Raw genomic sequence first — 17,505 nt, 5'->3', positions numbered from 1 at the left:
GGGTGTGAGGGCACGTCACCAGCATGCCGTGCGCCGCCGACAGCGGGTCGGGCGGCCGCGCACCACCCGGGCGGCGGCACGACGCGCCGCCGTCCGGCACGGTCGCTACGCCGGTCGGCGCACTTCGTTCTGCGCGTTCCGGACGCCCTTCCTACGGTGACTGAATGATCGTCATGTCAGCTGTCCGTCATGTTGCCGCCGGTTCCGCGGCGCTGCTGTTCGTACTGCCGGTCCCGGCGGCCATGGCCTCCCCGGACACCTCGGTCGGGGAACCCACCCCGCCCGTGCGGCAGTACGTCGACCCCGCCCGGCTGGACCGGCAGGGCACGCAGGTGCACCCGCTGCCCGGCGCGCCGGACCTGCCCTCGGTGTCCGCGCTCTCCTGGGTGGTGGCGGACGCGGCCTCGGGCGAGGTGCTCGCCGCGCGGAACGCGCACCGGAGACTGCCGCCGGCCAGCACCCTGAAGACGCTGTTCGCCCTCACCGCGCTCCCCCACCACCAGCCCGACGAGCAGCACACCGTGGCCGATTCCGAGCTGACCGGGATCGGCGCGGGCAGCAGCCTGGTCGGGGTGAAGGAGGGGTACACGTACAAGGTCTCGGACCTGTGGAACGGCGTCTTCCTCAGCTCCGGGAACGACGCGGTGCACGTGCTGGCCGCCATGAGCGGCGGCTGGGAGTCGATGGCCCGGCAGATGCAGGACAAGGCGCGGTCCCTCGGGGCGCGGGACACCCACGTGGTCTCCCCGGACGGCTACGACGCCCCCGGGCAGGTGTCCTCGGCCTACGACCTGGCGCTGTTCGGCCGGACCGGTCTCCAGGACCCCGCCTTCCGGCGCTACTGCTCCACCCGGTACGCGGACTTCCCGGCCGGGTCCTGGTCGTACGGCATCGCCAACACCAACCGGCTCCTGACCGGCTCGGACGGGGTGGCCCGGTATCCGGGGCTGCTGGGGATCAAGAACGGCTACACGACCAACGCCGGCAACACGCTGGTCTCGGCCGCCCGGCGGGGTGACAGGACGCTGGTCGTCTCGGTGATGAACCCCCAGGGTGGCGGCGGGCTCGCCGTGTACGAGGAGGCGCGCGAGCTGCTCGACTGGGGCTTCGACGCGGCGGACGAGGTCCGGCCGGTGGGCTCGCTGTCGGCCGGCCGGCCGAAGGAGGAGGAAGCCGTGCAAGCCGCGCAAGCGGCAAAGGCGGGCAAGGCGGCGGAAGCCTCGCGAGCGGCCGACACCCGCGCCGTCGCGGTCGCCGGCCGAGGCGACGGGGCGCCGACGGCCCCCGCGGCACACGGCGCCGAGGCCGTGGCGTCGCCCGGGAAGGCCGGCTCCGGGGAGGACTCCTCCTCGGGCCCGTCGGCGGGGCTGCCGCTGACGCTGATCGCCTCGGCCTGCGCGGCGGCGCTCCTGCTCTGGGGCCGACGGCTCAGGGCCGCGCGCAAGGTTTGATCCCGGGCCGCCGGACGAGTGACGCCCAGGGGGTGTCCGCCGCGGGCCGGGCCGGACCTTCCGGACAACCCCCAGGGGGTGTCGCGTGCCCCGGACCCACCGGGTCCGGGGCACGCGACGACCGTTCGGCGAGGGCCGCACGGTCGTGCTCGTAGGGTGCGGGGACGCCGTCCGGGAGGGCCCGGGCGGCTCCACCCGAGGAGGCGACACGGATGACGGACCCGGCACTCGCGCGGCGGATCGCCGAGCGGTTCCGCGAGGTGAACGGCGACCATCCGATGACGGCGGCCGACGACGCCTACGTCACCGCGCAGTTCGTCCCGCTGGAGGTCCTGTGCGCCGCGCTCGGCGGCGACGCGGACGGAGCCCGGCGGCTGATGCTGGACGGCCTGCTGCCGCTCCCCGGCTACATCCGCTCGGACGGCGCCCAGATGGTGCCGCGGGACCTGTTCGCCCTCGCCGGGTCCGCCGGCGGGCCCGAGGGCCTGCGGGCCTGGTTCACCGCGCACTGGGAGGACGCCGACCGGGGCGAGGAGGAGTGGGCCGCGTACGTGAGCGGCCGGTACGTCTGCCTGCGCTCGGTCACCCCGGAGGGCATGCGCGCCAAGGACCGGCTGACGGCGGAGATCACCGAGGCGCTGGCGACGGCCGGGCCCGATCCGTCGCCCGAGTGGCGCGCCGCGCTCCACGCGCGCGTGGACGCGCTCGACGCCCTGGAGCCGGCCTTCACGGCGTACGACCGGCTGCGGTTCGGGGGTCCCACCTCGCGGGACACCTGCGTGGACGCGCCCCGGGCGCTCTACCCGCCGGAGCCGGCCGGCCGGTGACCCCGGCGGGCCGGGGAGCCTCGCGCGCGTGGACCGGCCGGGCGTGTGAACCGGCCGGGCGGGCGCGCCGGCCCGTACGCGCGTGGCGCCGTCTGCCGCTCAGGCACCCACGTACTGCGCGAGGTGCTCGCCGGTGAGGGTCGAGCGGTCGGCGACGAGGTCGGCGGGAGTACCCTGGAAGACGACCCGGCCGCCGTCGTGGCCGGCGCCGGGACCGAGGTCGATGATCCAGTCGGCGTGCGCCATCACCGCGGGGTGGTGCTCGACGACGATCACCGACTTGCCCGCGTCGACGAGCCGGTCGAGGAGGCCGAGGAGCTGTTCGACGTCGGCGAGGTGGAGGCCGGTGGTGGGCTCGTCCAGGACGTAGACGCCGCCCTTCTCCGCCATGTGGGTGGCCAGCTTGAGCCGCTGGCGCTCGCCCCCGGACAGCGTCGTGAGGGGCTGGCCGAGGGAGACGTAGCCGAGGCCGACGTCGGAGAGCCGCTCCAGGATGCGCTGCGCCGCCGGGGTGCGTGCCTCGCCGGCGCCGAAGAACTCCCCGGCCTCGTCGACCGGCATGGCGAGGACCTCGCTGATGTCACGGCCGCCGAGACGGTATTCGAGCACGGACGCCTGGAACCGCTTGCCCTCGCAGTCCTCGCAGGTGGTCGCGACGCCCGCCATCATCGCCAGGTCGGTGTAGATGACCCCGGCGCCGTTGCAGGTGGGGCAGGCGCCCTCGGAGTTGGCGCTGAACAGCGCGGGCTTCACGCCGTTGGCCTTGGCGAACGCCTTCCGGATCGGGTCGAGGAGGCCGGTGTACGTGGCCGGGTTGCTGCGGCGCGACCCGCGGATGGCGCCCTGGTCGACGGAGACCACGTCCTCGCCCGCGGGCAGGGAGCCGTGGACGAGCGAGCTCTTGCCGGAGCCCGCCACCCCGGTGACGACGCACAGCACGCCGAGGGGGATGTCGACGTCGACCTTCCGCAGGTTGTGCAGGGTCGCTCCCCTGATCCCCAGCGCGCCGGTGGCCTCGCGCACGGTCTCCTTGAGCGCGGCGCGGTCGCCGAAGTGGCGCCCGGTGACCGTGTCCCCGCCGCGCAGGCCCTCGACGGTCCCCTCGAAGCAGACGGCGCCACCGGCCGTGCCCGCGCCCGGACCCAGGTCGACGACGTGGTCCGCGATCGCGATCGTCTGCGGCTTGTGCTCCACGACGAGGACCGTGTTGCCCTTGTCGCGGAGCCGCAGCAGCAGGTCGTTCATGCGGTTGATGTCGTGGGGGTGCAGGCCGGTGGTGGGTTCGTCGAAGACGTAGGTGACGTCGGTGAGCGAGGAGCCGAGGTGGCGGATCATCTTCACGCGCTGCGCCTCGCCGCCCGACAGCGTGCCCGACGGGCGGTCGAGCGAGAGGTAGCCGAGGCCGATCTCGACGAACGAGTCGAGGGTCTCCCGCAGCGCGGTGAGGAGCGGGGCCACGGACGGCTCGTCGAGGCCGCGCACCCACTCGGCCAGGTCGCTGATCTGCATCGCGCAGACGTCGGCGATGCTCTTGCGCTTGATCTTCGACGACCGGGCGCCCTCGGCCAGGCGGGTGCCGTCGCACTCGGGGCAGGTGGTGAAGGTGACGGCCCGTTCCACGAAGGCCCGGATGTGCGGCTGCATCCCCTCCTTGTCCTTGGCGAGGAAGGACTTCTGGATCCGCGGGACCAGGCCCTCGTACGTCATGTTGATGCCCGCGATCTTCATCCTCTCCGGTTCGTGGTGGAGGAAGTCGTGGAGTTCCCGCTTGGTGTACTTGCGGATCGGCTTGTCCGGGTCGACGAAGCCGGACTCGGCGTAGAGGCGGTAGTTCCAGCCGCCCGCGGTGTACCCGGGGATGGTCAGGGCGCCGTCGGCGAGCGACTTGGTGGCGTCGTAGAGCTGGTCGAGGTCGATGTCGGAGACCGTGCCCCGGCCCTCGCAGCGCGGGCACATGCCGCCGGTGCGGCTGAACGTCGCCTTGACGGCCTTCTTGGCGCCGCGCTCGACGGTGATGGCGCCGCTGGCCCGGACCGAGGGGACGTTGAAGGCGTACGCGCCGGGCGGGCCGATGTGGGGCCTGCCGAGCCGGCTGAAGAGGATGCGGAGCATCGCGTTGGCGTCGGTGGAGGTGCCGACGGTCGAGCGCGGGTCCGCGCCCAGGCGCTGCTGGTCGACGATGATGGCGGTGGTCAGGCCCTCCAGGACGTCGACCTCGGGGCGGGCCAGGGTCGGCATGAAGCCCTGGACGAACGCGCTGTAGGTCTCGTTGATGAGCCGCTGCGACTCGGCGGCGATCGTGTCGAACACCAGGGAGCTCTTGCCCGAGCCGGAGACGCCGGTGAAGACGGTGAGCCGGCGCTTGGGGATCTCGATGCTGACGTCCTTGAGGTTGTTCACCCGTGCCCCGTGCACCCGGATCAGGTTCTGCCGGTCGGCGGCGTGCGGCGCGGCCGACCCCCTGGCGGTCCTGGGGGCGTCCGTCCTCCGGGCCTTGGTCATCGCGTCTCCATCCGCCGGGCGGGGCCGAAGCGTGCGCCGGCGCGTCCCGCCGCGGCGGGCGGGAGGTGGCGCGCGACGCCACCCCGTCACGCTAACCGCGGCCCGGCGGGCGCGCTTGTCGGCGCCGGACCGTCCCGGCCACCCGGTCGGCCAGGGCGGCCGGCGCGGGCCGCGCCCCGGTGACGTAGCGCTCGGCGGCGTGCACGGCCTCGTGGGCCGTGCGCACTCCCATCAGCACGCACAGGGTGTAGACGGTGTCCTCGAAGCGACGGCGCGCCGTCGGGTCGCACGGACTGTCCAGGACGGTCCGCTCCTGGGCGCGGTAGTGCCGGAGCAACCGGTCGACCGTGTTCCGGTCGGGCAGCAGCATGGGCGTTCTCCTGTCTCCTGCGTCGCTCCATACTCCAGGCCCGCGGCCACGCACGCGACCGACGCGGACACCCTGCGTGACGGGAGCCGTCCGGCGGTCCCTCCGGGTGCGTCCGCGCCGCCCATGGCGGAGGGTCGGAGGCATGAACCCCAGCACGCTTCAGCGAGTCGTCGTCACCGGTGCCACCGGCAACGTGGGAACGAGTCTGGTGCGGGCGCTGGCCGCCGAGCCGAGGGTCGGTTCGGTCCTCGGCCTCGCGCGCCGCCGTCCCGCCCTGGAGCTGCCGGGGGTGGAGTGGGCCGAGGTGGACCTCGCGCGGGAGGGGGACGAGCCGCGGCTCGCGCAGTACGTGGCGGACGCGGACGCGGTCGTCCACCTGGCGTGGCGGTTCGGCCCGACGCACGACCCGGTGGAGACGTGGCGGACGAACGTGCTCGGCTCGGTGCGCGTCTTCGACGCCGTCGCGGCGGCGCGGGTGCCGGTGCTCGTGCACGCCTCCTCGGTGGGGGCGTACTCCCCCGGGCCTCCGGGCGGTGCGCCGGTCTCCGAGGCGTGGCCCACGCACGGCTGGCCGGGTGCCGCGTACACCCGGGAGAAGGCGTATCTGGAGCGGGTCCTCGACACCTTCGAGCGGGACCATCCGCAGATCCGGGTGGTCCGGATGCGTCCGGCGTTCCTCTTCAAGGAGGAGTCGGCGAGCGGGCAGCGGCGGATCTTCGCGGGGCGCTTCTTCCCGGGGCAGCTGATGCGGCCCGATCTGCTGCCGCTGCTGCCGGAGTTCGACGGGCTGCGGTTCCAGGTCCTGCACACGGACGACGCGGCGGACGCGTACCGGCGGGCGCTGCTGCGGGACGTGCGCGGTGCGTTCAACCTCGCCGCGGAGCCGCCGATCGACGCGGTGACGCTGGGCCGTCTCCTGAACGCCCGCCCGGTGAAGGTGCCGGCCGGCGCGGTGCGGGGCGCCCTGTCGGCGGCCTGGCGGCTGCGGCTGGTCCCGGCCTCCCCCGGTCTGTTCGAGGCGCTGCGGCATCTGCCGCTGCTGTCCACCGAGCGGGCGCGGCGGGAGCTGGAGTGGGAGCCGGCGACGAGCGCGGAGGACGCGCTCGCCGCGTTCCTGAAGGGCGTGCGGGAGGGTGCGGGCGACGAGACGGCCCCGTTGGCCGGTCACCGCATCGGGTGAGCCGCCCCGGGCCGTGCGTGCTCCGCGCGCACGGGCCGGGACGAGGAGGAGGTGTTCCGCCGGCCGGGCCGGCGCTCCGTCAGCTCGGTCCCGCCGACCAGTCGACGATGCGGATCCCGGCGCCCGCCGCCTCGCGGCCGCGGCAGTGGGCGCGGTGCCGGCGCAGGACGGCTTCGATGTCGAGCCGGCGGGCGAACTCGGGCCGGGCGGCCAGGCGTTGGGCGTAGGCCCAGAGGGCCGGGTGTCCGGCGACGCGGTCCATGGCGGCGGCGTCCAGGTGCCAGCGGTGGACGGTGTCGAGCTGGACGAGGGTGACCCAGACGTGGACGTCGGCCGCGGTCGGCTCGTCTCCGAGCACGTAGGGGTTGCGGGCGAGCCGCCGTTCCAGGCGGCCGAGAGCCGCGAAGAGGACGGTGAGCGGGTCGCGGTGGGCCGCCTCGCCGTCGATGCCGAGCTCGCCCGCGCGCTGGGCGGCCCGGTTGACGCTCCGTTCGCACAGGTCGGCGATGGCGTCGATCTCGCGGCGCCGCGCCGGCGGCAGCAGGTCGGGGCCGTCGCCGCGGAACCTGAGGGCGAGGTCGCGCAGGATGTCGGGGACGTGGGTGCTGACGATGCGTCCGGTCCAGCCGTCGCTGAGGACGGGTGCGGCGGCGGGCCCGTCGTAGAGGTGGGCACTGGCGTCGTACAGCGGGCGGAGCGCGGTGTACCCGCCGTCGGGGGTGTCGGGGGTCTCGGGCAGCACGGTGAGCGGCAGCGTGTCGTCGAGTCCGAGCAGGCCGTGGGTGACGGCGATCCTCAGACAGCCGGGGCCGGACGGTGCCACATGGAGGCGGTACCGGTGCGGGACGGCGTAGTGGCCGCTGGCCGCGTCGCGGCCGATGCGGCCCCGGAACGCGGGCCGGGCGGAGGCGGGCAGGAGCGAGGACGGGACGACGGACATGCTTCTCCCTCAGGGGTGCTCGGTGCCGGGTCCGGGCGGCGTCCGGCGGCGCGGCGCGCGCGGGGCGCGACGACGGCGGCGGATCGGGGCCCTGAGGCGGCAGAGGTACGGGAAGGGGCAGGCGGGGACCTCGGCGCGTCGCCGTTCCGGGCGGCGCGGTCCCGGGCCGATCGGCCCGGGACTGCCGGGCGGTCAGCGGACGGGACGCGCGCCCGGGCGTGCGGGGCGACTCGCGGCGCTGCAGACCCGCAGCAGATCGATGTGGCGGCGAGAGGTGAGAGGCAGGGTGCGCGGGAGGGGTGCGGCGTGCGACGTGTCCCGCCGGCCGTTGCGTCCCATCGGTTCCCTACCTGTTCGCTCGGATTTCCCGCCCCTTGAGTGTCGGACCGCCCGGAGACGGCGTCAAGAGTGCGGTACGGCTCACCCGGCGGGCGCGCGGCTCCGGTCGCCGCCGTACGGAATAATGCGCGCATGCGCATTTCAGCCAGGGCCGACTACGCGGTGCGGGCAGCCCTCCAGCTCGCCGCCTCCCAGGACACGGGGCCGCTGAAGGCCGAGGCGATCGCCGAGGGCCAGGGGATCTCCCACAAGTTCCTGGAGGGGATCCTCGGCGACATGCGCAAGGGCGGCCTGGTGCAGAGCCAGCGCGGCGGGAACGGCGGGTACTGGCTGGCCCGGTCCGCGGACACGATCTCCGTCGCGGACGTCATCCGGTGCGTCGACGGCCCGCTGGTCTCCGTCCGCGGCGAGCGGCCACCGGACCTGTCCTACACGGGGCCCGCCGAGTCGCTGCTCACCTTGTGGATCGCGCTGCGGGCCGGCGTCCGCGACGTGCTCGGCGTCTCGCTCGCCGAGGTGGCGGCGGCGAAGCTGCCGGCCGGGGTCGTCGCGCTCGCGGACGACCCCGAGGCGTGGACCAACCCCTGACCGGCCCGGCCTGACCGCGCAGTGACGGCGGGCGAACCTCGGCCGACCTGCGTCGACTTGACGTGATCTCACGGACCAAGACACCCCTGTCCAGTCTGCGGACACCCCTTGGGTCCGGCCCGACCCCTCTGCCACTATCCCTAGTGTTCCAGTGGGGATAGACGAGACCGGGTGGGGTGACGTGAGTACGCCGAGGAAATCGCCGAAGAGACCAGCGATACGCACCGGCCCCGCGGCGGGCGCGCCACGGCTCGACCGGCCGGTCGACCGGCCCGCGGACGACGAGATCTGGCCCCGTGTCACCCGAGAGCTCGCCGACGACCTGGCCGTCGACGCGCTCGCCAGGGACCGGGCCGGCAAGGCGCCGTTCGACGAGGTCGCCCGCCTCCAGGAGGCGGGCCTGCCCGCTCTGCTCACCGCCCCCGGGCCGACCCGGCGCGGCGCCGACTGGCGGGCCGCGTGTTCCGTCGTCCGCGAGATCTCCGCCGCCGACAGCTCCGTCGGCGAACTCCTCGCCCACCACTACGCGCTCTCCTGGAGCAGCCGCTTCCTCGGCCCCGCCCCGGAAGCGGATCCACAGCGCGGAACCGGCCCCCTGGCCCTCGACGTCCGCACGGCGGAGGAGCGCTGGCTGCTCGCCGGCGGCATCGAACCGCCGCGCGCCGGCAGCGGCCCGGACCTCGTCCTCACACCGGCCGAGGGCAGCGGCGGCGGCTGGATCCTCGACGGCCGCCGCTCGTTCGCCTCCGGCGTCACGGTGGCCGACCGGCTCGTCGTCGGGGCCCGCCCCGGCGGCACGGGCGACCTGCTGGTCGTCCTGGTGGACCCGGCCCACCCGGGGGTCTTCACGGACGGCGGGACCGACCGGGTCGGCCAACGGCTCGCCGGCGCCGGGACCGTCACCTTCGACCACGTGCCGGTGGAGCCCGGACACGTCCTCGGAGCGCTCCCCCACGACGAGCACGCGGTCGCCCCGTTCACCACCCTCGCGCCGCTCGCCCTGCGGCTGCTGCTCGTCCAGGTCGGTCTCGGCATCGCCGAGGGCGCGCTGGCCGAGGCCCGGGACATCAGCCGGGCCGGGCAGGCCGGCCCCGCGCCCGCGGACCGGCCGGGAACCCCGGCCGCCGCGCACGCCGCCGGAGGGGCCGGCGCCGGTGACGACCCGTACCTGCTGCTCGCCTACGGGGAGCTGGCGACGGCCGCGCACGCCGCCGCCGCGGTGGTGGAGCGGGCGACCGACGCCCTGGCGCGCGGCCTGCTCGCCGGCTGGTCGCTCGGACCGGAGGAACGGGCCGACATCGCCGTCCTGGTGGCGGCGGCCGAGACGGTCACGGGCCGGGCGGCCCTCCACATCACCACCCGCATCCTGGAACTCGTCGACGGCACGGCGGGCGCCGACGCGCGCGGCGGCGGCCCGGGGTTCGACCGCTTCTGGCGCAACGCCCGTGCGCTGACCGCCCCCACCCAGGCGGCCCACCGGCTCCGTGACATCGGGGACCACTACCTCAACGGCACGCACGCACGGCTCACCCTGCCGGCCTGAGCACACCCCGCCGGGCGGACGCGGGGACGGACGGTCCGGCATGTCGGGACGTACGGCCCTCTCGCGGGACGGCCGATGGGCCCAAGCTGGAGGCAGCAGGGCCCGGCCGACCGGCAGGGCCCGTCACCGCACCGACGGAGGCAGCCTGATGAGTCGTGAGATCGTCGCCGGAGTGGACGGCTCCCCGGAGAGCCTCGCCGCGGCCGACTGGGCCGCCCGCGAGGCGCTCCACCGGGGCGTTCCCCTCCGGCTCGCCCACGCGTGGCGCTGGGAACCCCTCGATCTCCCCCTGGTCCAGGAGCGCGCGACGCAGGAGAGCGCCGCCGAGGCCCTTCTCCGCGAGGCCGAGGCCACGATCGCGGGACGGCACCCGGGACTCGAACTCCGTGCCGACGTGCTCCCCGACACCCCCGTCGCCGCGCTGCTCGCCGCCCAGGAGCGGGCGGAGATGCTCGTGATCGGCTCGCGCGGCCACGGCCCCGTGGCGGGCTTCCTGCTCGGCTCGTACGGGCAGCAGGTCATCGCCGCCGCCACCCGCCCGGTGGTGGCCGTCCGCTCCCGCGACGGAGAGCCGTCCGAGCCGCCCACGGGGCCCGTCCTGGTCGGCCAGCACGGCGACGCGGAGGACAGCGCCGCCGCCCTGGGCTTCGCCTTCGAGACGGCCGCCGCGCGGGGGGCGTCCGTGCGGGCGGTCCGCGCCTGGAGCCTGCCGTCCCTCTACGCCTACAGCCCGGCCTCGATGCGGCTCGCGGACGAGGCCGGCGGGCTCGTCCCGTACGAGGAGAAGGCGCTCGGCGAGGCGCTCGCCCCGTGGCGGGAGCGCTACCCGGACGTGCCGGTGTCGGAGCACGTCGAACTGGGCAGCGCCGGGCAGGTCCTGCTCTCCTCGTCGGGGGCCGCCCAGCTCCTGGTGGTCGGGCGACGGGCACGCCGCGGCGCGATCGGACCGCGGATCGGCTCCGTGGCGCACGCGGCGCTCCACCTCGCGCCCTGCCCGGTGGCGGTCGTCCCGCAGGACTGAAAGGCTCGGACGCGGGTTGACGCACGGAGTTGACGCGTCGGGTTGACGGAGAGTGTCGGGGCGGCCGGGGCCGGACAGGGTTACCGCCGTCGCCCCGGTGCCTCCCCGGCACCGGCCCCTCCGGCGACCTCGGCGAAAGAGCGGAGCTCCATGCGGCACCACGACCGTCCCGGCCACCACGACCGCCCCGGTGGCCCCGGCCACCCCGGTGGCCCCGGCCACCCCGGAGGTCGCACCACAGAAGACGGCCGTCCCGACGACGAAGCCCGTACCGAACCGCCCCTGGGAACGGCACCCTTCGGGCGGCGGCAGGGACGCGCGCGAGGCGGGTGGCCGGTGACCGTCTCGGCCGGCCGCCACCGGGGGAGCCGGCGGACCCGGCGTCGCCCCTCCTTCCGCACCGCCGTCACCCTCGTCGGAGCGGCGGCGGCCGTGCTCACGGTGGCGCTGGGGATGTACGTGGCCGCCCCGGCCCCGGCCGCCGCACCCGACTCCGCCCGGCAGCCGGGTGGGGCGGCGGGCGGCGGCAAGGTCGGCCGGTTCGCCGAGGAGGTCGTCGCACTGGCCAACACCGAACGCGACAAGGCGGGTTGCGGTCCGCTCCGCTCGGAGAGGCGGCTGCGGGCGGCTGCGCAGGGGCACGCCGACGACATGGCCGCCCGGGACTACTACGAGCACCACACCCCGGAGGGCCGGGACGCCGGGGACCGGATCAGCGGAGCCGGGTACGCCTGGGCGACCTGGGGGGAGAACATCCACCGCGGGCCGAGGACCCCGGCCCGGGCGATGGACGACTGGATGGGCAGTCCGGGCCACCGGGCGAACATCCTCAACTGCGCCTTCAAGGACATCGGGGTCGGCGTGGCCCTCACCGCCAACGGCCCCTGGTGGGTGCAGGACTTCGGTGCCCGGCGCTGAACGGCCGGCGACGGAGGGTCCGGGGCCACCGGGCCCCGGGCGGGCTCCCACGGACCGGCGCCGGGCCGTCAGGAGGCGGGGGCGGCCAGCTTCTGCACCCAGATCAGGCCCTCGGGGCCGCGCACCGCCGCCACGCCGGTGTCCCGGTAGCGGCAGTCGAGCATGTTCTCCTCGTGCATCGCCCCGTCCCGCCAGTCCTCGACGACGGTCTCCGGGTCGGGGGCCCCCTGGGCCAGGTTCTCGGCCCAGGCGCTCCACTCGTAGCCGGCGGCGGTGATCCGCTTGTCCGCGAAGTCGCCCTCGGGACTGCTGTGCCCGTAGTAGCCGCGCGCGACCATGTCCCGGGCGTAGGCCCGGGCCGCCGAGACCAGCCGCCGGTCGATGCGCAGCGGGGCGCAACCCGCCGCCTCGCGCAGCCGGTTGACCCGCGCCGTCACCCGCTCCTCGACGGAGGGGCGGGGGGTCGGGGGCGGTGTGGTCCTGGGGGGCTTCGGCGGCCGCGTCGTCGGCGCCGGCGCGGCGACGGTCGCCACGGGGGTGGTCGGGGACGGGGTGACCGGGGGCGCGGCGGCGGGCCGGGCGGGCGTCAGCCGGGTGTCGGGCTGCCGGGGCACGAGGAGGGCGGCGGCTCCGAGGACGACGACGGCGGCGGCGCCCGCGACGCAGGCCCGGCGGACCGGCGTCCAGCGGGTGGGGGTGGAGGTGGGGGTGGCGAAGCCTACGGGGTCCGCGGCGAGGGACTCCGCGCCCCGGGGCGCGGCCCCGACGGCGAGCGGCGGGACGAGGCCGATCCCCACGAGCAGGCTCTCGACGGGGGCGAGCCCGCGGCGGCCGGTCACCCGGCCGGTGCAGCCGTCGCAGGTCCGCTGGTGCCGGGCGATGCGCTTGCGCCAGAGCGGGGAGGGGCGGCCGTCCCAGGCGGTGACGATCTCCGCGAGTTCCGGGCACGGCGGCACGGCGTCCAGGGCGCGCACCACGGCGCGGCCGGTCTCAAGGCGTTCCTTCATGCGCTGGATGCGGACGGCGGCGTGCTGCGGCGAGATGCCGCCGAGGCCCTCGGCGACCTCGGCCCGGGTCAGCTCCCCAGCGGCCTCCAGCCACCACAGGGCGAGGAGTTCGCGGTCCTCCTCGTCGAGCCAGCGGGTGGCGCGGGCCACGTCGCGGCGCTGTCCGGAGAGGCCGAGCCGGAGGATGGTGAGGTCGGTGAAGTCGCCGGAGGGGTCGGCGAGCTCCTCGGCCCGGTCGAGGCCGGGAACGGCGGCCTGCTGGCGCTCCCGCCAGCGGCGCCGTATGCCGTTCATGGCGATGGCGACGAGCCAGGAGCGGAAGCGGGCGGGGTCGCGGAGGCCGGAGAGGCCGTCGAGGGCGCGGACCATCGTCTCCTGGACGATGTCGTCGGTGTCCGCGTGGCCGTCGAGGGCGCGGCCGACGATGTTGTGGACGAGGGGCAGGTACGCGCGTACCAGCGTGTCCCTGGCGCGCGCGTCACCGGCCCTGGCCGCCTCCACCAGTGCGGTGGTGCGGCCCTCGTCGCTGTGCATGGATCTGCTCCCTCATCCCTGGTGCGAGTCCCCCGTCATCCGGAGACCCGTGGGCGCGGGAGGGATAACACTTTTCTGCCGACAGCACGTCTTCCGGCGCCCGGCGCCGGACCCTACACCGGTGGTGCGGCGGGCAGGCTCGGGACGGTGGCCCCGTGCCCTTCCCGGACGGCTGCCACGACGGCGTCGTGCAGGTCGCGGCTCTCCTCCTCGGTCGCGCACGGGACGGGACTGCCCGACATGGTGAACCAGTCGGATGCGCCGCTGTACTGCACGGCCACGCGTGCCTCGCGCTCGGCCCAGGTCGTGTGGACGGTCACATCGCCCGTGACGACTCCGGCCTCGTCGGTCAGCACCCCACCTCGCCCGGTGTAGACACCGGCGGTCGTCCAAGATGCCCAGCTCATCCATCCAGGTTCACACCCGGACGGCGGATGCGCCACCGACGGGACCGCCCCGGCCGGAGGAGTTTCCGGCCGGGGCGGCTCGTGTCCCGCGCCGGTCAGGCGAGGGACGCGACGGCCTCGTTGAACGTGGCGGACGGGCGCATCACGGCCGCGGCCTTGGCCGGGTCGGGCTGGTAGTAGCCGCCGATCTCGGCCGGGGAGCCCTGGACGGCGTTCAGCTCGTCGACGATCTTCTGCTCGTTGGACGCGAGGGTCTCGGCCAGCGGGGCGAACGCCTTGGCGAGCTCGGCGTCCTCGGTCTGGGCGGCCAGCTCCTGGGCCCAGTACAGGGACAGGTAGAAGTGGCTGCCGCGGTTGTCGATACCACCGAGGCGACGGGTCGGCGACTTGTCCTCGTTGAGGAAGGTGCCGGTGGCGCGGTCGAGGGTGTCGGCGAGGACCTGGGCGCGGGCGTTGCCCGTGGTGGTCGCGAGGTGCTCGAAGCTGGCGGCCAGGGCGAAGAACTCGCCGAGGCTGTCCCAGCGGAGGTAGTTCTCCTTGACGAGCTGCTGCACGTGCTTCGGGGCGGAGCCGCCGGCGCCGGTCTCGAAGAGGCCGCCGCCCGCCATGAGCGGGACGACCGACAGCATCTTGGCGCTGGTGCCCAGCTCCAGGATCGGGAAGAGGTCGGTCAGGTAGTCGCGCAGGACGTTGCCGGTGACGGAGATGGTGTCCTCGCCGCGGCGGATGCGCTCCAGGGAGAACTTCGTCGCCTCGACCGGGGACAGGATCTTGATCTCCAGGCCCTCCGTGTCGTGCTGCGGGAGGTACTCCTCGACCTTGGCGATCAGACGCGCGTCGTGGGCGCGGTTCTCGTCCAGCCAGAACACGGCCGGGGCGCCGGTGGCGCGGGCGCGGGTGACGGCGAGCTTGACCCAGTCCTGGATGGGCAGGTCCTTGGTCTGGCAGGCGCGGAAGATGTCGCCCTCGGCGACCTCCTGCTCCAGGAGGACGGTGCCGGAGGAGTCGACGATGCGGACGGTGCCCGCGGCGGCGATCTCGAAGGTCTTGTCGTGGGAGCCGTACTCCTCGGCCTTCTGCGCCATGAGGCCGACGTTCGGGACGGAGCCCATGGTCGACGGGTCGAAGGCGCCGTGGGCGCGGCAGTCCTCGATGACGGCCTGGTAGACGCCCGAGTAGCTGTGGTCCGGGAGGACCGCGAGGGTGTCGGCCTCCTGGCCGTCCGGGCCCCACATGTGACCGGAGGTGCGGATCATGGCCGGCATCGAGGCGTCGACGATGACGTCGGACGGCACGTGCAGGTTGGTGATGCCCTTGTCGGAGTCGACCATGGCGAGGGCCGGGCCCGCGGCCAGCTCGGCCTCGAAGGACGCCTTGATCTCGGCGCCGAGGTGGGGCACGGAGTCCAGGCCGTTGAGGATGGTGCCGAGGCCGTCGTTGGGGGACAGGCCGGCGGCGACCAGGGCCTCGCCGTACTTGGCGAAGGTGGCCGGGAAGAAGGCGCGCACGACGTGACCGAAGACGATCGGGTCGGAGACCTTCATCATCGTGGCCTTGAGGTGCACGGAGAAGAGCACGTCCTCGGCCTTGGCGCGGGCGACCTGCTCGCCGAGGAAGGTGCGGAGCGCGGCGGCGCGCATGACGGCGGCGTCGACGACCTCGCCGGCGATGACCTTCAGCGGCTCGCGCAGCTCGGCGACGGTGCCGTCGGCGGCGGTGAACTCGAAGCGGAGGGTGTCGTCCTGGCCGATGACGACGGACTTCTCCGTGGAGGCGAAGTCGTTCTCGCTCATCGTGGCGACGTTGGTCTTGGACTCGGGGGTCCAGGCGCCCATGCGGTGCGGGTGGTTCTTGGCGTAGTTCTTGACCGAGCCGGGCGCGCGGCGGTCGGAGTTGCCCTCGCGCAGGACCGGGTTGACGGCCGAGCCCTTGATCTTGTCGTAGCGGGCGCGGACGTCCTTGTCCTGGTCCGTCTTCGGGTCGTCCGGGTAGTCCGGGAGGGCGTAGCCCTGGGCCTGGAGCTCGGCGACGGCGGCCTTGAGCTGCGGGATGGACGCCGAGACGTTCGGCAGCTTGATGATGTTGGCGCCGGGCGTCTTGGCCAGGTCACCGAGCTCGGCGAGGGCGTCGGCGATGCGCTGGCCCTCCTCCAGGAACTCCGGGAAGACGGCGATGATGCGGCCCGCGAGCGAGATGTCACGCGTCTCGACCGTGACGCCGGCCTGCGAGGCATACGCCTGGATCACGGGCAGGAACGAGTACGTCGCCAGGGCAGGCGCCTCGTCAGTGTGGGTGTAGATGATGGTCGAGTCAGTCACCAGGGTGCTCCGCTCCACGTCTGCGTATGCGAGATTGCTCGACATCAAGATATCTCGTGATCGAGGTCGTCCGTAAAGGGCCCCACGAGCTCGCCCTCGCGGGGCACCCCCGCGGCCTCCACGAAGGGGCCGCCGAGCCGGTACGGGGCCGGGGCACCGTCCACGTCGACGCGGCGGAGCACACCGAGGAGGACCAGCCCCGTGGCGGCGGTCACACCGGCGGCGAGGGCCTGGCCGCAGCGGTGGGCGAGCCGGAGCTCGGCGGGGTCGTAGGGGGCGGTGGCGGGCAGGGCGAGGGTGTCGCCGAGCAGCCAGAGGCCGGCGCCGAGGCCGGCGGCGGCGAGCAGGGCGAGCGGGATCGTCACCGGGAGGCCGGGCATCAGGGGGCCGCGCCGGGGGCCGGGGCGGACCTTGCCCTTGCGGGCGAGGACGGCCAGGAGCCCGCATTCCACGGCGAGGGCAAGGAGGGCGGCGGCGATGACGTCGCCGGGCCGGTGCCGGCCGGAGGCGATCGTGTACGCGCCGACGCCGGCGGCCCAGAGGGTTCCGGCGCCGACGGCGAGCCCACGGAGTCGGTAGGGGACGACGAGGACGAGCCCGAGGGCGATGCCGACGGCGAGCGTGGTCTGGGTACTGGGGAAGCCGCTGGGGACGAGGGCGCCGCCGGTGTCGAGCAGGCGCGGGCGGGGTGCGTACCGCTGGAGCAGGCCGGTGAGCGCCAGGGCCGTGACCACCGCGCCCGCGGCGGCTCCGGTGAGCGCGTACCGCCTGCGTATCAGGCCGACGGCGAGGAGCAGGACGCATCCGGCCGCCAGGGAGAAGGTGGTGAGACCGGTGAGGGAGGGGTGGTCGCGCAGCACGGCGACGGCCGCGGCGTCCGCGCGGCGTCCGGTCAGGGCGGCGTCGCCCCAGCGGCGGCCGGTCGCCGTGAGGACGAGGCCCGCGTAGGCGACCGTGAGGAGGAGGACCGCCCCGAGGCAGGCACGTCGGGTCCGGGTCCGGACCCGGGCGCTGAAGGAGCCGGCGGCCTCGCCGGCCACGGCTGCGTACCACCAGGTGTCACCGGTCTCCAGCGGCCTCGGGGAACCACCCGCGCGGAGCCTGTCATAGGGAGCCATGCCCTGATTCGAACCCACGCGCGGCCGCGCCGCCCGCTGGACTCACCCGAACGACACGCTCGGGGAGGGACCGGCCGGGGCGGCGACGGGCGCCGGCTCCCGCCGGAGGTCCGGCGTGCGGCGCCGGGCTCAGCGGTCCTGACGGGGGCGCTGGGCGAGGACGACGAGGACGAGCCCGCAGAGGATCCCCAGAATGCCGACGGTGGCGCACGCCCGGCGTACTCCGCGGTCGTCGAGCAGCGCGGCGGCCGCCTGGACGGTGAAGGCGGCCGCCATGACCAGCTGCGCGCCGCCGAAGAGTTCCGTGCGGTACACGTGCCGGCGCTGCCACGGCAGCAGCCGGCCGGTGCGGAGCGCCGCGACGCCGCCGAGGACGAGCAGCACGGCGAGCACGAGGCTCGGCAGCGCGAGGTACCAGGACACGGTCCACCCCCAGTGGCTC

The 17,505-nt window shown here is 75.0% G+C and carries 15 protein-coding genes; 7 read left to right on the top strand and 8 right to left on the bottom strand.

The window, feature by feature from the left end:
- Positions 1-164 precede the first annotated feature (164 nt).
- Positions 165-1,451 (top strand): serine hydrolase, encoded by a 1,287-nt coding sequence (locus tag AB0424_RS01700; RefSeq protein WP_366301354.1) that lies wholly within the window; start codon positions 165-167, stop codon positions 1,449-1,451.
- Positions 1,452-1,663: 212 nt separating this feature from the next.
- Positions 1,664-2,278, top strand: a complete 615-nt coding sequence (locus tag AB0424_RS01695; protein ID WP_366301353.1) for a DUF6058 family natural product biosynthesis protein — start codon at positions 1,664-1,666, stop codon at positions 2,276-2,278.
- 99 nt (positions 2,279-2,377) lie between these two features.
- On the opposite strand, the gene AB0424_RS01690 is transcribed toward AB0424_RS01695, so the two are convergent.
- A complete protein-coding gene (locus AB0424_RS01690; RefSeq protein ID WP_366301351.1) occupies positions 2,378-4,780 on the bottom strand; it encodes an excinuclease ABC subunit UvrA in 2,403 nt (800 codons plus the stop codon).
- 91 nt (positions 4,781-4,871) lie between these two features.
- Positions 4,872-5,150 carry a DUF5133 domain-containing protein gene (locus AB0424_RS01685; protein ID WP_366301349.1) on the bottom strand — a complete coding sequence of 93 codons (279 nt, stop codon included), beginning with the start codon at positions 5,148-5,150 and terminating at the stop codon, positions 4,872-4,874.
- A gap of 142 nt (positions 5,151-5,292) precedes the next feature.
- On the opposite strand from AB0424_RS01685, the gene AB0424_RS01680 reads away from it, so the two are divergent.
- Entirely contained in the window at positions 5,293-6,330 is a 1,038-nt protein-coding gene (locus AB0424_RS01680) for an NAD-dependent epimerase/dehydratase family protein (protein WP_366301348.1), read from the top strand.
- A gap of 79 nt (positions 6,331-6,409) precedes the next feature.
- On the opposite strand, the gene AB0424_RS01675 is transcribed toward AB0424_RS01680, so the two are convergent.
- Positions 6,410-7,270: a glutathione S-transferase C-terminal domain-containing protein gene (locus tag AB0424_RS01675; RefSeq protein WP_366301346.1), complete on the bottom strand. Its 861-nt coding sequence runs from the start codon at positions 7,268-7,270 to the stop codon at positions 6,410-6,412.
- Positions 7,271-7,741: 471 nt separating this feature from the next.
- Here AB0424_RS01675 and AB0424_RS01670 point away from each other — a divergent pair, with 471 nt between their 5' ends.
- From AB0424_RS01670 to AB0424_RS01655, 4 genes are all read left to right on the top strand, one after another.
- Positions 7,742-8,197: an Rrf2 family transcriptional regulator gene (locus tag AB0424_RS01670; RefSeq protein WP_366301344.1), complete on the top strand. Its 456-nt coding sequence runs from the start codon at positions 7,742-7,744 to the stop codon at positions 8,195-8,197.
- Positions 8,198-8,378: 181 nt separating this feature from the next.
- A complete protein-coding gene (locus tag AB0424_RS01665) occupies positions 8,379-9,740 on the top strand; it encodes an acyl-CoA dehydrogenase (RefSeq protein ID WP_366301343.1) in 1,362 nt (453 codons plus the stop codon).
- 148 nt (positions 9,741-9,888) lie between these two features.
- Positions 9,889-10,761: a universal stress protein gene (locus tag AB0424_RS01660; RefSeq protein ID WP_366301342.1), complete on the top strand. Its 873-nt coding sequence runs from the start codon at positions 9,889-9,891 to the stop codon at positions 10,759-10,761.
- 336 nt (positions 10,762-11,097) lie between these two features.
- Positions 11,098-11,679: a CAP domain-containing protein gene (locus tag AB0424_RS01655; protein ID WP_366301340.1), complete on the top strand. Its 582-nt coding sequence runs from the start codon at positions 11,098-11,100 to the stop codon at positions 11,677-11,679.
- A gap of 68 nt (positions 11,680-11,747) precedes the next feature.
- Here AB0424_RS01655 and AB0424_RS01650 read toward each other — a convergent pair whose 3' ends face one another.
- The 5 genes from AB0424_RS01650 to AB0424_RS01630 form a co-directional block, all read right to left on the bottom strand.
- Positions 11,748-13,220 carry a sigma-70 family RNA polymerase sigma factor gene (locus tag AB0424_RS01650; RefSeq protein ID WP_366301338.1) on the bottom strand — a complete coding sequence of 491 codons (1,473 nt, stop codon included), beginning with the start codon at positions 13,218-13,220 and terminating at the stop codon, positions 11,748-11,750.
- Positions 13,221-13,333: 113 nt separating this feature from the next.
- Positions 13,334-13,627, bottom strand: coding sequence for a hypothetical protein (locus AB0424_RS01645; protein ID WP_366301337.1), 294 nt, complete (start codon positions 13,625-13,627; stop codon positions 13,334-13,336).
- Positions 13,628-13,722: 95 nt separating this feature from the next.
- Positions 13,723-15,945, bottom strand: a complete 2,223-nt coding sequence (locus AB0424_RS01640; RefSeq protein ID WP_366301336.1) for an NADP-dependent isocitrate dehydrogenase — start codon at positions 15,943-15,945, stop codon at positions 13,723-13,725.
- A gap of 44 nt (positions 15,946-15,989) precedes the next feature.
- Positions 15,990-17,063 (bottom strand): phosphatase PAP2 family protein, encoded by a 1,074-nt coding sequence (locus tag AB0424_RS01635; RefSeq protein WP_366301335.1) that lies wholly within the window; start codon positions 17,061-17,063, stop codon positions 15,990-15,992.
- Positions 17,064-17,192: 129 nt separating this feature from the next.
- Positions 17,193-17,486, bottom strand: coding sequence for a hypothetical protein (locus AB0424_RS01630; protein ID WP_366301333.1), 294 nt, complete (start codon positions 17,484-17,486; stop codon positions 17,193-17,195).
- Positions 17,487-17,505 lie beyond the last annotated feature (19 nt).

The organism is Streptomyces sp. NPDC051180, from assembly GCF_040689545.1.
Taxonomy (GTDB): Bacteria; Actinomycetota; Actinomycetes; order Streptomycetales; family Streptomycetaceae; genus Streptomyces.
The sequence above is the reverse complement of the archived record's forward strand: the minus strand, read 5'-3'. Positions and strand labels throughout refer to the sequence as shown.

What these genes read in the sequence shown, in the direction of transcription:
- AB0424_RS01680 (WP_366301348.1), top strand. Translation starts at nt 5,293, where the DNA reads ATGAACCCCAGCACGCTTCAGCGAGTCGTCGTCACCGGTGCCACCGGC.
- AB0424_RS01675 (WP_366301346.1), bottom strand. Translation starts at nt 7,270, where the DNA reads ATGTCCGTCGTCCCGTCCTCGCTCCTGCCCGCCTCCGCCCGGCCCGCG.
- AB0424_RS01700 (WP_366301354.1), top strand. Translation starts at nt 165, where the DNA reads ATGATCGTCATGTCAGCTGTCCGTCATGTTGCCGCCGGTTCCGCGGCG.
- AB0424_RS01645 (WP_366301337.1), bottom strand. Translation starts at nt 13,627, where the DNA reads ATGAGCTGGGCATCTTGGACGACCGCCGGTGTCTACACCGGGCGAGGT.
- AB0424_RS01695 (WP_366301353.1), top strand. Translation starts at nt 1,664, where the DNA reads ATGACGGACCCGGCACTCGCGCGGCGGATCGCCGAGCGGTTCCGCGAG.
- AB0424_RS01670 (WP_366301344.1), top strand. Translation starts at nt 7,742, where the DNA reads ATGCGCATTTCAGCCAGGGCCGACTACGCGGTGCGGGCAGCCCTCCAG.
- AB0424_RS01685 (WP_366301349.1), bottom strand. Translation starts at nt 5,150, where the DNA reads ATGCTGCTGCCCGACCGGAACACGGTCGACCGGTTGCTCCGGCACTAC.
- AB0424_RS01660 (WP_366301342.1), top strand. Translation starts at nt 9,889, where the DNA reads ATGAGTCGTGAGATCGTCGCCGGAGTGGACGGCTCCCCGGAGAGCCTC.
- AB0424_RS01635 (WP_366301335.1), bottom strand. Translation starts at nt 17,063, where the DNA reads ATGGCTCCCTATGACAGGCTCCGCGCGGGTGGTTCCCCGAGGCCGCTG.
- AB0424_RS01690 (WP_366301351.1), bottom strand. Translation starts at nt 4,780, where the DNA reads ATGACCAAGGCCCGGAGGACGGACGCCCCCAGGACCGCCAGGGGGTCG.
- AB0424_RS01650 (WP_366301338.1), bottom strand. Translation starts at nt 13,220, where the DNA reads ATGCACAGCGACGAGGGCCGCACCACCGCACTGGTGGAGGCGGCCAGG.